This window comes from Streptomyces sp. NPDC014995 (assembly GCF_043080745.1).
Lineage (GTDB): Bacteria > Actinomycetota > Actinomycetes > Streptomycetales > Streptomycetaceae > Streptomyces.
The window spans coordinates 268,546-283,200 of record NZ_JBIBVX010000002.1; the positions used below are offsets into that span (position 1 = coordinate 268,546).

11 protein-coding genes are annotated in these 14,655 nt (G+C 68.8%); 7 read left to right on the forward strand and 4 right to left on the reverse strand.

The window, feature by feature from the left end; all coding sequences use genetic code 11:
* Window positions 1-3: 3 nt before the first annotated feature.
* The 4 genes from yidC to rpmH are packed head-to-tail and all read right to left on the reverse strand — an operon-like array spanning window position 4 to window position 2,150.
* Window positions 4-1,266, reverse strand: coding sequence for a membrane protein insertase YidC (gene yidC, locus ACF1A1_RS05615; RefSeq protein WP_391645755.1), 1,263 nt, complete (start codon window positions 1,264-1,266; stop codon window positions 4-6).
* A 3-nt stretch (window positions 1,267-1,269) separates the two neighbouring features.
* Complete coding sequence (yidD, locus tag ACF1A1_RS05620; RefSeq protein ID WP_391645757.1) at window positions 1,270-1,623, reverse strand: membrane protein insertion efficiency factor YidD; 354 nt, start codon at window positions 1,621-1,623, stop codon at window positions 1,270-1,272.
* Window positions 1,620-1,991: a ribonuclease P protein component gene (gene rnpA, locus ACF1A1_RS05625; RefSeq protein ID WP_391645759.1), complete on the reverse strand. Its 372-nt coding sequence runs from the start codon at window positions 1,989-1,991 to the stop codon at window positions 1,620-1,622. The genes yidD and rnpA overlap by 4 nt, the downstream gene beginning before the upstream one ends.
* A gap of 21 nt (window positions 1,992-2,012) precedes the next feature.
* Window positions 2,013-2,150, reverse strand: coding sequence for a 50S ribosomal protein L34 (rpmH, locus tag ACF1A1_RS05630; RefSeq protein ID WP_003956500.1), 138 nt, complete (start codon window positions 2,148-2,150; stop codon window positions 2,013-2,015).
* Between the two features lie 375 nt (window positions 2,151-2,525).
* On the opposite strand from rpmH, the gene dnaA reads away from it, so the two are divergent.
* The 7 genes from dnaA to gyrA all read left to right on the forward strand — a co-directional run bounded on the left by dnaA (window position 2,526) and on the right by gyrA (window position 14,639).
* Complete coding sequence (gene dnaA / locus ACF1A1_RS05635) at window positions 2,526-4,454, forward strand: chromosomal replication initiator protein DnaA (protein WP_391645761.1); 1,929 nt, start codon at window positions 2,526-2,528, stop codon at window positions 4,452-4,454.
* Window positions 4,455-5,634: 1,180 nt separating this feature from the next.
* On the forward strand, window positions 5,635-6,765 hold the full coding sequence (gene dnaN, locus ACF1A1_RS05640; RefSeq protein ID WP_391645763.1) for a DNA polymerase III subunit beta: 1,131 nt from the start codon (window positions 5,635-5,637) through the stop codon (window positions 6,763-6,765).
* A 200-nt stretch (window positions 6,766-6,965) separates the two neighbouring features.
* Window positions 6,966-7,841 carry a phosphogluconate dehydrogenase (NAD(+)-dependent, decarboxylating) gene (gene gnd, locus ACF1A1_RS05645; protein ID WP_391645765.1) on the forward strand — a complete coding sequence of 292 codons (876 nt, stop codon included), beginning with the start codon at window positions 6,966-6,968 and terminating at the stop codon, window positions 7,839-7,841.
* A gap of 53 nt (window positions 7,842-7,894) precedes the next feature.
* Window positions 7,895-9,016, forward strand: coding sequence for a DNA replication/repair protein RecF (gene recF / locus ACF1A1_RS05650; RefSeq protein WP_391645767.1), 1,122 nt, complete (start codon window positions 7,895-7,897; stop codon window positions 9,014-9,016).
* The gene (locus tag ACF1A1_RS05655; protein WP_391645769.1) at window positions 9,013-9,543 is read left to right on the forward strand and encodes a DUF721 domain-containing protein; all 531 of its coding nucleotides are present in this window, start codon (window positions 9,013-9,015) and stop codon (window positions 9,541-9,543) included. Before recF ends, ACF1A1_RS05655 begins: the two co-directional genes overlap by 4 nt.
* A 398-nt stretch (window positions 9,544-9,941) precedes the next feature.
* Complete coding sequence (gene gyrB / locus ACF1A1_RS05660; RefSeq protein WP_391645771.1) at window positions 9,942-12,002, forward strand: DNA topoisomerase (ATP-hydrolyzing) subunit B; 2,061 nt, start codon at window positions 9,942-9,944, stop codon at window positions 12,000-12,002.
* A 42-nt stretch (window positions 12,003-12,044) separates the two neighbouring features.
* Complete coding sequence (gyrA, locus tag ACF1A1_RS05665; protein WP_391645773.1) at window positions 12,045-14,639, forward strand: DNA gyrase subunit A; 2,595 nt, start codon at window positions 12,045-12,047, stop codon at window positions 14,637-14,639.
* Window positions 14,640-14,655 lie beyond the last annotated feature (16 nt).

Sequence of the window (14,655 nt, forward strand, 5' to 3'; positions counted from 1 at the left end):
TTCTTACTTCTTGGACGGGGACTTGGGGCGCTGCGGGCCGCCCTTGCGCTGCCCGGACTGGGCCTTGCTGCGACCGCCGCCGGCGGGCTTCGCCTTGGCGGAGCCGACGGGCTTGGCATCCTGCGGCTCGTCGGACTTGGTCAGCGAGGTGGTCTCGCCGGCCGCCTTCGGACCCCCGGTCTGGCGCTGGGCCTTGGTCTGGCGCCTGGGCTGCTGGCGCTTGGCGGCGGCGGCGTTCGTGGGCGCGCCGTCCTCGGCCTGGGTGACGACCTGGGCCTCGCCCTTGGCGACGGTGCCGTCGGCCTGGGCCACCAGCCCCGCCTTGCTCAGACCGTTGATGAACTTGCGCTCGTACTCGTTGCGGTCGCGGCCCTTGGCCACGATGGCCTTGACGATGGCCTTCTCACCGCGTCCGCGCGTCTTGCCGTGGTGCGTGACCCGCTTGTGCAGGCGCTCCAGGTAGGCGGCCTGGGCCTTGGAACCCGGGGTCGGGTTGTTGTGGATGACGTACATCTGCTGACCCATGGTCCACAGGTTGGTGGTCAGCCAGTAGACGAGGACACCGACCGGGAAGTTGATGCCGAAGACGGCGAACATGATGGGGAAGACGTACATCAGCATCTTCTGCTGCTGCATGAACGGCGTCTTCACCGTGGTGTCGACGTTCTTCGTCATCAGCTGGCGCTGCGTGAAGAACTGCGAGGCCGACATCAGGACGATCATGATCGCGGTGACGATGCGGACGCTGGTCAGCGAGGCGTCGAGCGCGGCCACGTCCGAGGAGCTGTCGGTGAACTTCGCGGCCAGCGGAGCGCCGAAGATGTGTGCCTTCTGCGCGCTCTCCAGCAGGCTCTGGTTGATCACACCGATGGTGTCACCGTTGGCGATGCTGTTGAGCACGTGGTACAGGGCGAAGAAGAACGGTGACTGCGCCAGGATGGGAAGGCACGAGGACAGCGGGTTGGTACCCGTCTCCTTGTACAGCTTCATCATCTCTTCGGACTGACGCTGCTTGTCGTTCTTGTAGCGCTCCTGGATCTTCTTCATCTCGGGCTGGAGCGTCTGCATGGCCCGGGTCGCCTTGATCTGCTTCACGAAGAGCGGGATCAGGCAGATCCGGATCACGATCACCAGGGACACGATGGACAGGCCCCAGGCCCATCCGGTGTCCGGGCCGAAGAGGGCGCCGTACACCGTGTGGAACTGGACGATGACCCAGGAGACAGGTGTCGTGATGAAACTGAAGAGGCTTGCAATCGTGTCCACTAATCATGCTCCTTGGGCATGGGACGGGGTCTCTGCGGCCGGGCTCGAAGGATGATTCTCCTCGGTGGCCGTTTCGGCGGCGGAGGGCCCGCCCTTGCGTGCCCGCCAGGCGTCGCGGAGCATCTCGTGCCACCGGGGGCGCTTGCGCGGCGGGACATGGTCCACGCCCCCCAGCGACCACGGGTTGCACCGCAGGATGCGCCAGGCGGTGAGGGCTGTTCCCTTGATCGCGCCGTGCCGGTCGATGGCCGTGTAGCCGTAGTGGGAGCACGACGGGTAGTACTTGCACACCGGCCCGAGCAGTGGACTGATCGTCCACTGGTAGAGCTTGATCAGGGCCAGCAGCGGGTACTTCATCGAGCGCCCCCTCCCAGCAGCCGTTGAAGGGCGGCATCAAGGTCTTGAGCCAGTTGTGCGTAATCGGCGTCGCCCGCACCGGGCAGCGCCCGTACGACTACCAGGCTACCGGGGGGAAACAGGGCGACTCGATCGCGCATCAGATGGCGCAGTCTGCGCTTCACCGTGTTGCGCACGACCGCACCGCCCACGGCCTTGCTGACGACGAAACCCGCACGCGTCGGGGGAGCGCTCTCCCCAGGCGAGTGCGGGTCCGTGGCACCGCTTCGAAGGTGGACGACGAGAGTCGGACGTCCGGCCCGACGGCCTCGTCGTACCGCGGTCGCGAAGTCCTCGCGCCGCCTCAGCCGGTTCTCGGTGGGCAGCACGACGGCATGACCTGACCGGGATCAGGCGGACAGACGGGCGCGACCCTTGCTACGGCGGGACGCGAGAATCGCGCGGCCGGCACGGGTGCGCATACGCAGCCGGAAGCCGTGGGTCTTCGCGCGACGACGGTTGTTCGGCTGGAAGGTGCGCTTGCTCACTCGGGGGCTCCAGAAATCAATCGGTAGTGGCGGGGTGCCGTCCTGGCTGTCACCGTGCGCCCACGAGTAGCTCGCGTTAACGCCCGAGTGCACCGCTTCCCGATCACCTGACGCGATCTGTGCCCATCGGAGGCAGGCGGCAGCAGCCATCGACAACTCGACCTGGTTACGGTACGCGCGGCTACGCCATCCGGTCAAACCAACGGTCACCGGGAGACACTATCCACAGCCTGGGGACAACAACTTGAACCGTACCCGCCGCGCTGACTACCGTGGCTGAACTCCGATTCGTTGCCATGTCTCTGGCCCGACCCGATGTGAAACCGACCCGTCCCACCGTCACACGTTCGTGGGACCTGTGAGAGAGCGTGCCCTGTGGCTGACGTACCTGCCGATCTTGCCGCAGTGTGGCCACGCGTACTGGAGCATCTCCTCGGAGAGGGCCGCGGGCAGGGCGTCGAGACCAAGGACGAGCACTGGATCCGGCGCTGCCAGCCGCTGGCGCTGGTCGCCGACACCGCCCTGCTCGCCGTACCCAACGAGTTCGCGAAGGGCGTACTGGAGGGCCGTCTCGCCCCCATCGTCAGCGAGACCCTGAGCCGCGAGTGCGGCCGGCCGATCCGCATCGCGATCACCGTCGACGACTCCGCGGGCGAGCCCCCGGCCCCGCCGGCGCCCCCCGTGCAGCCGCGGTACGAGGAGCCGGAACTCCCCTCCGGCCCGTACGACAACCAGTACGACAAGCCCTACGAGAGCCAGTACGAGGGCTACGGCCGTCACCGCGCCGAGCAGCGCCCGTCCTCTGGCGACCAGGGTTCCCGTCAGGACCAGCTGCCCACCGTCCGGCCGGCGTACCCGTCGGAGTACCAGCGCCCCGAGCCCGGCGCCTGGCCGCGGCCCACCCAGGACGAGTACGGCTGGCAGCAGCAGCGCCTCGGCTTCCCCGAGCGCGACCCCTACGCGTCACCGTCGCAGGACGGCTACGGCGGTCCCGGGCCGGACTCCTACGGGTCCCCGTCCCAGGACGCCTACGGCTCGCCCGGGCAGGACTACCGCCCCCAGCCGATGGACCGACCGCCCTACGACCCCTCGCCGTACGAGCAGAAGCGCTCCGAGTACGACCAGCGGGATCCGGGCCGGCGGGAGCTGCCCGAGCCGTCGGGCGGGGGGCACCCGCGCCGCGGTGGCCCGGTCGGCCCCGGTCAGCCCGGTGGCGGGGCGCCCGGTCCGCTGGCCGCGCAGCCCGCGCCGGCGAGCGGTCCCGGTGAGCCGACCGCGCGGCTGAACCCGAAGTACCTGTTCGACACGTTCGTCATCGGCGCGTCCAACCGCTTCGCGCACGCGGCCGCGGTCGCCGTCGCCGAGGCGCCCGCGAAGGCGTACAACCCCCTGTTCATCTACGGGGAGTCGGGCCTCGGCAAGACGCACCTGCTGCACGCGATCGGGCACTACGCGCGCAGCCTCTACCCGGGCACGCGCGTGAGGTACGTGAGTTCGGAGGAGTTCACCAACGAGTTCATCAACTCCATCCGCGACGGCAAGGGCGACAGCTTCCGCAAGCGCTACCGCGAGATGGACATCCTGCTCGTCGACGACATCCAGTTCCTGGCGGACAAGGAGTCGACGCAGGAGGAGTTCTTCCACACCTTCAACACGCTCCACAACGCCAACAAGCAGATCGTGCTGTCCAGCGACCGGCCGCCCAAGCAGCTGGTGACGCTGGAGGACCGGCTGCGGAACCGTTTCGAGTGGGGTCTGATCACCGACGTCCAGCCGCCGGAGCTGGAGACGCGGATCGCGATCCTGCGGAAGAAGGCGGTGCAGGAGCAGCTGAACGCCCCGCCCGAGGTGCTGGAGTTCATCGCCTCCCGGATCTCGCGCAACATCCGCGAGCTGGAGGGCGCGCTGATCCGGGTGACGGCGTTCGCCTCGCTCAACCGGCAGCCGGTGGACCTGGGGCTCACGGAGATCGTCCTGAAGGACCTGATCCCCGGCGGCGAGGACTCGGCGCCCGAGATCACCTCCACGGCCATCATGAGCGCGACCGCCGACTACTTCGGCCTCACGGTCGAGGACCTGTGCGGCACCTCGCGCGGCCGCGCCCTGGTCACGGCCCGGCAGATCGCCATGTACCTGTGCCGCGAGCTGACCGACCTGTCGCTGCCGAAGATCGGCGCGCTGTTCGGCGGCCGCGACCACACGACGGTGATGCACGCGGACCGCAAGATCCGCAATCTGATGGCCGAGCGGCGCTCCATCTACAACCAGGTGACCGAGCTGACCAACCGGATCAAGGCCGGCTGACAGAGCCGTACGAACCCGACGAGGGCGCCTCAGGGAGCTGATCCCGGGGGCGCCCTTCCGCGTGTCGAGGGGAAGTCCTACGGGCGTCGCCGGGCGGCAGGTCGGGGTGCTGCCCGCGGGCCGGCCCGCCGGGCACCGCCGAGCGGCGCGCGGGCGCCGCCCCGCAGCGCGTGGGCACGCCCGGCAGCCCATGGGCACCGCTCCGTAGCGCGGCGCACCGCAGCGCGGCGCACCGCAGCGCGGGGCACCGCAGCGGAAGCCCGCCCGGCGCCCCCGACGAACCCCCGACGAGCCCCCGACGAACCCGCGGCGGACCCTTCGGACGCCATCAACGGATCCGCGGCACGCCCCCTCGGCCGCAGAGAGCGGGACCGGGGAGCAGCCCGTAGGTCACCCGGTGTTCGATTACCTGCCGGGTTACGGCCGCTCTCCACAGATTCGGCGACTTTTTCCCCTCCACAACCTGGGGACCGCGGAGTTGTCCAGATCGTGTCCACAGGTATCCCTGTTGAAAGACGATCAGACCAGGTCAGCCGGTTGTGGATTCGTGGACGAAGGATCTCCACAGACTGTGGACAAGACGGTGGTCCACACCCTGTGCACGAAGTTGTCCACCGGCAACCCACAGGCTCGAGCCGGTTGTCCCCAGCGATCGCCCGCTTCTCCACATGCCTGTCCACTGTTCGGCAAGCCGACGCGCCTCCTCACCGTGTCGAGTGAAAGGCGTCACACGAAGCTGCCGGGTTGGGCTGTGGGAAAGACGGGTAAACCTGGGGACGCACCTGGGGAGAAGTCGCCTCGGCCTGTGCACGGGATGTGCAGAACTTTCCGTTCTCCACAGAGGACCCCGGTTGTCCACCGCCTCCGCCCACAGGGCCCGTGGACAAAATCTCGCCGCTGAGCTGCGAAGACGCGGTTATCCACGGTATCCACAGGCCCTACTACTACTCCCGACTAGAGAGAGCCAGGAATCCGTTTCGAAGTGGGTCCTGTGCACAACTCGCCCCTCGGCCTCCGGCTGCCCCTCGTCACGACTTGACCCCGAGAGGCACCTACTGTCAGTGCGGTGCGTCAGACTGGACCCCGGTGGTCCTTCCCCTCACAGGGGCCGACGACACCGAGACAGACGACGAAGGCCAGGCAGGGCGAGAAGCGCCGGCAACAGCAGGAGGCGGCAAGAGTGAAGATCCGGGTGGAACGCGACGTACTCGCGGAGGCAGTGGCCTGGGCGGCGCGCAGCCTCCCGGCCCGTCCGCCGGCGCCTGTCCTCGCCGGCCTCCTGCTGAAGGCCGAGGACGGCGCCCTCAGCCTCTCCAGCTTCGACTACGAGGTCTCCGCGCGGGTGTCGGTGGAGGCCGAGGTCGAGGAGGAGGGCACGGTCCTCGTCTCCGGCCGCCTGCTCGCGGACATCTGCCGCGCCCTCCCCAACCGTCCGGTGGAGATCTCCACAGACGGTGTACGGGCGACGGTGGTCTGCGGCTCCTCCCGCTTCACCCTCCACACGCTCCCGGTGGAGGAGTACCCGTCGCTGCCGCAGATGCCGAACGCGACGGGCACGGTCCCCGGTGAGGTCTTCGCCTCCGCGGCCGCCCAGGTGGCCATCGCCGCGGGCCGCGACGACACGCTGCCCGTGCTGACCGGTGTGCGCATCGAGATCGAGGGCGACACCGTCACGCTGGCCTCCACCGACCGCTACCGCTTCGCGGTCCGCGAGTTCCTGTGGAAGCCGGAGAACCCGGACGCCTCCGCGGTCGCCCTGGTGCCCGCCAAGACGCTCCTCGACACCGCCAAGGCGCTGACCAGCGGCGACAGCGTCACGCTGGCGCTGTCCGGCTCGGGCGCGGGCGAGGGTCTGATCGGTTTCGAGGGCGCCGGCCGGCGGACGACGACGCGTCTGCTGGAGGGCGACCTCCCGAAGTACCGCACGCTGTTCCCGACCGAGTTCAACAGCATCGCCGTCATCGAGACCGCCCCCTTCGTGGAGGCCGTCAAGCGCGTCGCCCTGGTCGCCGAGCGCAACACCCCGGTGCGGCTCAGCTTCGAGCAGGGCGTGCTCATCCTGGAGGCCGGGTCCAGCGACGACGCACAGGCTGTGGAAAGGGTCGACGCCCAGCTCGAGGGCGACGACATCTCCATCGCCTTCAACCCGACCTTCCTGCTGGACGGCCTGAGCGCCATCGACTCCCCGGTGGCCCAGCTGTCCTTCACGACGTCCACCAAGCCCGCGCTGCTCAGCGGCAAGCCGGCGGTGGACGCCGAGGCGGACGAGGCCTACAAGTACCTGATCATGCCGGTGCGCCTCAGCGGCTGACGCCGGTGCCGCGGCCCGACGGGTTGTCCACAGGTCGGTGGACAACCGGTCGAGTGCTGGGGAAACCCGCAGGTGAGAGCGGAAAGCTGGGCGTACGTATGAGCGCGTATGCCCACAGGTGTGCGTGACGGTCCGGGTTTAGGCTCGGACATGGGTACGAAGGTGCCCCACACGCCACACAGCGACCTAAGGAACAACTGATGGAGCTCGGTCTCGTCGGCCTCGGCAAGATGGGCGGCAACATGCGCGAGCGGATTCGCCGCGCAGGCCACACCGTCATCGGATACGACCGCAACCCGGACCTCGCCGACGTCCACAGCCTCTCTGAGCTTGTGGGCAAGCTCAAGGGTCCGCGCGTCGTCTGGGTGATGGTCCCGGCCGGTGCTCCCACCCAGTCGACCATCGACGAGCTCGCCGAGCTGCTGGAGCCGGGCGACGTCGTCGTGGACGGCGGCAACTCCCGCTGGACCGACGACGAGAAGCACGCCGAGGAACTGGCGGCCAAGGGCATCGGCTTCGTCGACTGCGGCGTCTCCGGCGGCGTCTGGGGCCTGGAGAACGGCTACGCGCTGATGTACGGCGGCGACGCGGAGAACGTCGCCAAGGTGCAGCCGGTCTTCGACGCCCTCAAGCCCGAGGGCGACTTCGGCTCGGTGCACGCCGGCAAGGTCGGCGCCGGCCACTTCGCGAAGATGGTCCACAACGGCATCGAGTACGCCATGATGCAGGCCTACGCCGAGGGCTGGGAGCTGCTGGAGAAGGTCGACTCGGTCACCGACGTCCGCGAGGTCTTCCGCTCCTGGCAGGAGGGCACGGTCATCCGTTCCTGGCTGCTGGACCTGGCGGTCAACGCCCTCGACGAGGACGAGCACCTGGACAAGCTGCGCGGTTACGCACAGGACTCCGGCGAGGGCCGCTGGACCGTGGAGGCCGCCATCGACAACGCGGTGCCGCTGCCGGCGATCACCGCGTCCCTGTTCGCGCGGTTCGCCTCCCGTCAGGACGACTCGCCGCAGATGAAGATGATCGCGGCGCTGCGCAACCAGTTCGGCGGCCACGCGGTCGAGAAGAAGTAATCCACAGGGCCGCTCGGCGGTCCACAACGTTGGGGGAGGTCGGCGAAACGACCATGCACGTCACGCATCTGTCGCTGGCCGACTTCCGCTCCTACGCCCGGGTCGAAGTCCCGCTCGACCCGGGCGTCACGGCCTTCGTCGGCCCCAACGGGCAGGGCAAGACGAACCTCGTCGAGGCAGTCGGCTACCTCGCCACCCTCGGCAGCCACCGCGTCTCCTCCGACGCGCCCCTGGTGCGCATGGGCGCCGACCGCGCGGTCATCCGGGCGCAGGTCCGCCAGGGCGACCGGCAGCAACTGGTCGAGCTGGAGCTGAACCCGGGCAAGGCCAACCGCGCCCGCATCAACCGGTCCTCGCAGGTCAGACCACGTGACGTGTTGGGGATCGTACGGACCGTGCTGTTCGCGCCGGAGGATCTCGCCCTGGTGAAGGGCGACCCGGGCGAGCGGCGGCGCTTCCTGGACGAGCTGATCACCGCGCGCTCCCCGCGCATGGCCGGTGTGCGCTCCGACTACGAGCGGGTGCTGAAGCAGCGCAACACCCTCCTGAAGTCGGCCGCGCTGGCCCGTCGCCACGGCGGTCGTTCCATGGATCTGTCCACGCTCGACGTGTGGGACCAGCACCTCGCGCGCGTCGGCGCCGAGCTGCTCGCCCAGCGGCTCGACCTGGTGGCCGCGATCCAGCCGCTCGCCGACAAGGCGTACGAGCAACTGGCCCCCGGCGGCGGGCCGGTCGCCCTGGAGTACAAGTCGTCGGCGCCGGGCGAGGCGCACACGCGCGAGCACCTCTTCGAGCAGCTGATGGCCGCGCTCGCCGACACCCGCAAGCAGGAGGTCGAGCGGGGCGTCACCCTCGTGGGCCCTCATCGGGACGACGTGACGCTCAAACTCGGTCAGCTGCCCGCCAAGGGATACGCCTCCCACGGCGAGTCCTGGTCCTATGCGCTCGCGTTGCGGCTGGCCTCCTACGACCTGCTGCGGGCCGAGGGCAACGAGCCGGTGCTGGTCCTCGACGACGTCTTCGCCGAGCTGGACACCCGCCGGCGTGAGCGGCTGGCGGAGCTGGTCGCGCCCGGTGAGCAGGTACTGGTGACGGCCGCGGTCGACGACGACGTACCGCACGTGCTCACGGGGGCGCGGTACACCGTGTCCGACGGGACGGTGGAGCGCGTATGACCGAGCAGGAGCCGAAGAGGACGCCCGAGCCCTCGGGGGTCGACCTGGCGCGCGTGGCGCTCAGGGCCGCGCGCGAGCAGGCACGCGCGCGGGGGGCCGCCGCGCAGCAGAAGAAGCAGGCCCGGCGCGGCGGCGGTCTGCGCTCGGGTGCGCGTGCGGACGGCCGCGACCCGATGGCGCTCGGCGCCGCGATCAACCGGCTGCTGACCGAGCGCGGCTGGGAGGCGCCGGCCGCCGTCGGCGGGGTGATGGGCCGCTGGCCGCAGATCGTCGGCGAGGACGTGGCCAAGCACTGTGAGCCGGAGCGGTACGACGAGGACGAGTGCGTGCTGGTGGTGCGCTGCGACTCCACGGCCTGGGCGACGAACCTGCGCCTGCTCGCCCCGACGCTGGTCGCGCGTCTCAACGAGGATCTGGGGCACGGCAGGGTGCGGCAGATCAAGGTGCAGGGCCCCGGTGGTCCCGTGCGTCGCTACGGCCCCTTGCGCGCCCCGGGCAGCACGGGTCCCGGCGACACCTATGGGTGACGTAATTCACGTATCCGGCGGGCGGGGCGGTCCGCTCGTACCGTCCCGGCCGTCGATTCGGGTGCCCGCACGCGGGTGCGAATCCGGAGCTGACTCCCCGGTAGCCAAGGGTTGACACCCGGAAGCGCTGAGTGCCTCTGTGAGCCTCTTGGAGCCCCTTTCTAGATATGGGGACCCGGCCGAGACCGGTTGAGGGCGGCACATGAGGACTCAGGTACCGGCAAACCCCCATCACTGTCAGCGCTACCGGTAGACTGGAAGCCAATCCCGCCCCAATCGTGGGGACCGTCCGGGAAAAGCTGAGCAACGCTGATCAAGGCTTACCAACGCAACATGCCGCAGCCGCTCCGGCAACCCGCCGACGAGCCCGGCTCGTGCTGTGCCAGAAAGGGCGCTTCGTGGCCGATTCCGGCAACCCCAACGAGAACATCCCGTCCACCGACGCCGGCGCCAACGCCGCGGTGACCTCGTCGAACGGCGAGGTCACCGCCTCGTACGACGCCAGCGCCATCACCGTCCTCGAGGGTCTGGACGCGGTCCGCAAGCGACCCGGTATGTACATCGGTTCCACCGGTGAGCGCGGCCTGCACCACCTCGTGTACGAGGTGGTCGACAACTCCGTCGACGAGGCGCTGGCCGGCCACGCGGACACGATCGAGGTGACGATCCTCGCCGACGGCGGGGTGCGCGTCGTCGACAACGGCCGTGGCATCCCGGTCGGCATCGTCCCCTCCGAGGGCAAGCCGGCCGTCGAGGTCGTGCTGACCGTGCTGCACGCGGGCGGCAAGTTCGGCGGCGGCGGCTACGCGGTCTCCGGTGGTCTGCACGGCGTCGGCGTCTCGGTCGTGAACGCCCTGTCGAGCAAGGTCTCCGTCGAGGTCAGGACCGACGGCCACCGCTGGACGCAGGACTACAAGATGGGCGTCCCGACCGCCCCGCTCGCCAAGCACGAGGCCACCGAGGAGACCGGCACCTCGGTCACCTTCTGGGCCGACGGCGACATCTTCGAGACCACCGAGTACTCCTTCGAGACGCTCTCGCGGCGCTTCCAGGAGATGGCGTTCCTCAACAAGGGTTTGACGATCAAACTCACTGACGAGCGCGAGTCGGCGAAGGCGACGGCCGGGGCGGACGAGGCGGGTGCGGACGAGAAGTCCGAGGTCAAGACGGTCACGTACCACTACGAGGGCGGCATCGTCGACTTCGTGAAGTACCTCAACTCCCGCAAGGGCGAGGCGGTGCACCCCACCGTCATCGACCTGGAGGCCGAGGACAAGGACCGGAGCCTGTCCCTCGAGGTCGCGATGCAGTGGAACGGCGGCTACACCGAGGGCGTCTACTCCTTCGCGAACATCATCCACACGCACGAGGGCGGTACGCACGAAGAGGGCTTCCGCGCGGCGCTGACGAACCTGATCAACAAGTACGCGCGCGACAAGAAGCTGCTGCGGGAGAAGGACGACAACCTCACGGGTGACGACATCCGCGAGGGTCTGACCGCGATCATCTCGGTCAAGCTGAGCGAGCCCCAGTTCGAGGGCCAGACCAAGACCAAGCTGGGCAACACCGAGGCGAAGACCTTCGTCCAGAAGGCGGTCTACGAGCACCTCAACGACTGGCTGGACCGCAACCCGGTCGAGGCGGCGGACATCGTCCGCAAGGGCATCCAGGCGGCCACCGCGCGCGTGGCGGCCCGCAAGGCCCGTGACCTGACCCGCCGCAAGGGCCTGCTGGAGTCGGCGTCCCTGCCCGGCAAGCTCTCCGACTGCCAGTCGAACGACCCCATCAAGTGCGAGATCTTCATCGTCGAGGGTGACTCCGCCGGCGGCTCGGCCAAGTCCGGCCGCAACCCGCAGTACCAGGCGATCCTCCCGATCCGCGGCAAGATCCTCAACGTCGAGAAGGCCAGGATCGACAAGATCCTCCAGAACCAGGAGATCCAGGCGCTGATCTCCGCCTTCGGCACCGGTGTGCACGAGGACTTCGACATCGAGAAGCTCCGCTATCACAAGATCATCCTGATGGCGGACGCCGACGTCGACGGTCAGCACATCAGCACCCTGCTGCTGACCTTCCTGTTCCGCTTCATGCGGCCGCTGGTCGAGGCCGGGCACGTGTACCTCTCCCGCCCCCCGCTGTACAAGATCAAGTGGGGCCGGGACGACATCGAGTACGCCTACTCGGACCGCGAGCGCGACGCGCTGATCGAGATGGGCCGGCAGCGCGGCAAGCGCATCCGCGAGGACTCGATCCAGCGCTTCAAGGGTCTCGGCGAGATGAACGCCGAGGAACTGCGCGTGACGACGATGGACCAGGAGCACCGGGTTCTCGGCCAGGTCACCCTCGACGACGCCGCCCAGGCCGACGACCTGTTCTCGGTCCTCATGGGCGAGGACGTCGAAGCCCGCCGCGCGTTCATCCAGCGCAACGCCAAGGACGTCCGCTTCCTCGACATCTGAGTCGGTCTCAGCTGACCGCATCGGAAAGGATCCTCACCAGCAATGGCCGACGAGAACACCCCAGTCACCCCTGAAGAGGGCGGCGAAGTCGCGATGCGCGTCGAGCCCGTCGGGCTCGAGACGGAGATGCAGCGCTCGTACCTGGACTACGCGATGTCCGTCATCGTGTCCCGTGCGCTGCCCGACGTCCGTGACGGTCTCAAGCCCGTCCACCGCCGCGTCCTGTACGCCATGTACGACGGCGGCTACCGCCCCGAGCGCGGCTTCTACAAGTGCGCCCGCGTGGTCGGCGACGTCATGGGCAACTACCACCCCCACGGCGACTCCTCGATCTACGACGCCCTGGTCCGTCTCGCCCAGCCGTGGTCGATGCGGATGCCGCTGGTGGACTCCAACGGCAACTTCGGCTCCCCGGGCAACGACCCGGCGGCGGCGATGCGCTACACCGAGTGCAAGATGGCGCCGCTGTCGATGGAGATGGTCCGCGACATCGACGAGGAGACCGTCGACTTCACGGACAACTACGACGGTCGCTCCCAGGAACCGACCGTCCTGCCGGCCCGCTTCCCGAACCTGCTGATCAACGGCTCGGCCGGGATCGCGGTCGGCATGGCGACCAACATCCCGCCGCACAACCTGCGCGAGGTCGCGGCCGGCGCCCAGTGGTACCTGGAGAACCCGGAGGCCTCGCACGAGGAGCTCCTGGACGCGCTGATCGAGCGCATCAAGGGCCCCGACTTCCCGACCGGCGCGCTCGTCGTCGGCCGCAAGGGCATCGAGGAGGCGTACCGCACGGGCCGCGGCTCCATCACCATGCGCGCGGTCGTCGAGGTCGAGGAGATCCAGAACCGCCAGTGCCTGGTGGTCACGGAGCTGCCGTACCAGACCAACCCCGACAACCTCGCGCAGAAGATCGCCGACCTGGTGAAGGACGGCAAGATCGGCGGCATCGCGGACGTCCGCGACGAGACGTCGTCCCGTACGGGCCAGCGTCTGGTCATCGTGCTGAAGCGCGACGCGGTCGCCAAGGTCGTCCTGAACAACCTCTACAAGCACACGGACCTGCAGACCAACTTCGGCGCCAACATGCTGGCGCTGGTCGACGGCGTCCCGCGCACCCTCTCCCTGGACGCGTTCATCCGCCACTGGGTGACGCACCAGATCGAGGTCATCGTCCGCCGGACGCGCTTCCGCCTGCGCAAGGCGGAGGAGCGCGCCCACATCCTCCGCGGCCTCCTCAAGGCCCTGGACGCCATCGACGAGGTCATCGCGCTGATCCGGCGCAGCGACACCGTCGACATCGCGCGCACCGGCCTGATGGAGCTCCTGGAGATCGACGAGATCCAGGCGAACGCCATCCTCGAGATGCAGCTGCGCCGCCTGGCCGCCCTGGAGCGCCGGAAGATCGTCCAGGAGCACGACGAACTCCAGGCGAAGATCAACCAGTACAACGAGATCCTCGCCTCCCCGGTCCGCCAGCGCGGCATCGTCAGCGAGGAGCTCGCCGCGATCGTCGAGAAGTACGGCGACGACCGCAAGACCATGCTGGTGCCCTACGACGGCGACATGTCCATCGAGGACCTGATCGCCGAGGAGGACATCGTCGTCACCGTCACGCGCGGCGGCTACGTCAAGCGCACGAAGACGGACGACTACCGGGCCCAGAAGCGCGGCGGCAAGGGCGTCCGCGGCGCGAAGCTCAAGGAAGACGACATCGTCGACCACTTCTTCGTGTCGACCACGCACCACTGGCTGCTGTTCTTCACCAACAAGGGCCGCGTCTACCGCGCCAAGGCGTACGAGCTGCCCGACGCCGGGCGTGACGCGCGTGGACAGCACGTCGCCAACCTGCTGGCCTTCCAGCCCGACGAGGCGATCGCCGAGATCCTCGCCATCCGCGACTACGAGGCGGCGCCGTACCTGGTCCTGGCCACCAAGGCGGGCTTGGTCAAGAAGACGCCGCTGAAGGATTACGATTCGCCCCGCTCGGGCGGCGTGATCGCGATCAACCTGCGGGAGCGGGAGGACGGTTCCGACGACGAACTGATCGGTGCCGAACTCGTCTCGGCCGACGACGATCTGCTTCTGATCAGCAGGAAGGCCCAGTCGATCCGATTCACCGCCACGGACGACTCGTTGCGTCCGATGGGCCGTGCCACCTCGGGTGTCAAGGGCATGAGTTTCCGTGAGGGCGACGAGCTGCTCTCGATGAATGTTGTTCGACCCGGTACGTTCGTGTTCACTGCCACCGACGGCGGGTACGCGAAGCGGACCGCCGTCGACGAGTACCGCGTCCAGGGTCGCGGCGGCCTCGGCATCAAGGCCGCCAAGATCGTCGAGGACCGCGGTTCGCTCGTCGGCGCGCTGGTGGTCGAGGAGACCGACGAGATCCTCGCCATCACGCTCGGCGGCGGTGTGATTCGTACGCGAGTCAACGAGGTCAGGGAGACGGGCCGTGACACCATGGGCGTCCAACTGATCAACCTGGGCAAGCGCGATGCCGTCGTCGGTATCGCACGTAACGCCGAGGCGGGGCGCGAGGCGGAGGAGGTCGACGGTGACATCGCTGTGGACGAGACCGCCGAGGACGCCGCGACCAGCGGCACGGACGAGGGTGAGACGCCCTCGGCCGAGTAGCACGAGGAGTGAGTCA

Coding starts and splice junctions, on each gene's coding strand:
- yidD (WP_391645757.1), bottom strand. CDS start 1,623: ATGAAGTACCCGCTGCTGGCCCTGATCAAGCTCTACCAGTGGACGATC.
- ACF1A1_RS05655 (WP_391645769.1), top strand. CDS start 9,013: ATGACCGAGCAGGAGCCGAAGAGGACGCCCGAGCCCTCGGGGGTCGAC.
- gyrA (WP_391645773.1), top strand. CDS start 12,045: ATGGCCGACGAGAACACCCCAGTCACCCCTGAAGAGGGCGGCGAAGTC.
- gnd (WP_391645765.1), top strand. CDS start 6,966: ATGGAGCTCGGTCTCGTCGGCCTCGGCAAGATGGGCGGCAACATGCGC.
- recF (WP_391645767.1), top strand. CDS start 7,895: ATGCACGTCACGCATCTGTCGCTGGCCGACTTCCGCTCCTACGCCCGG.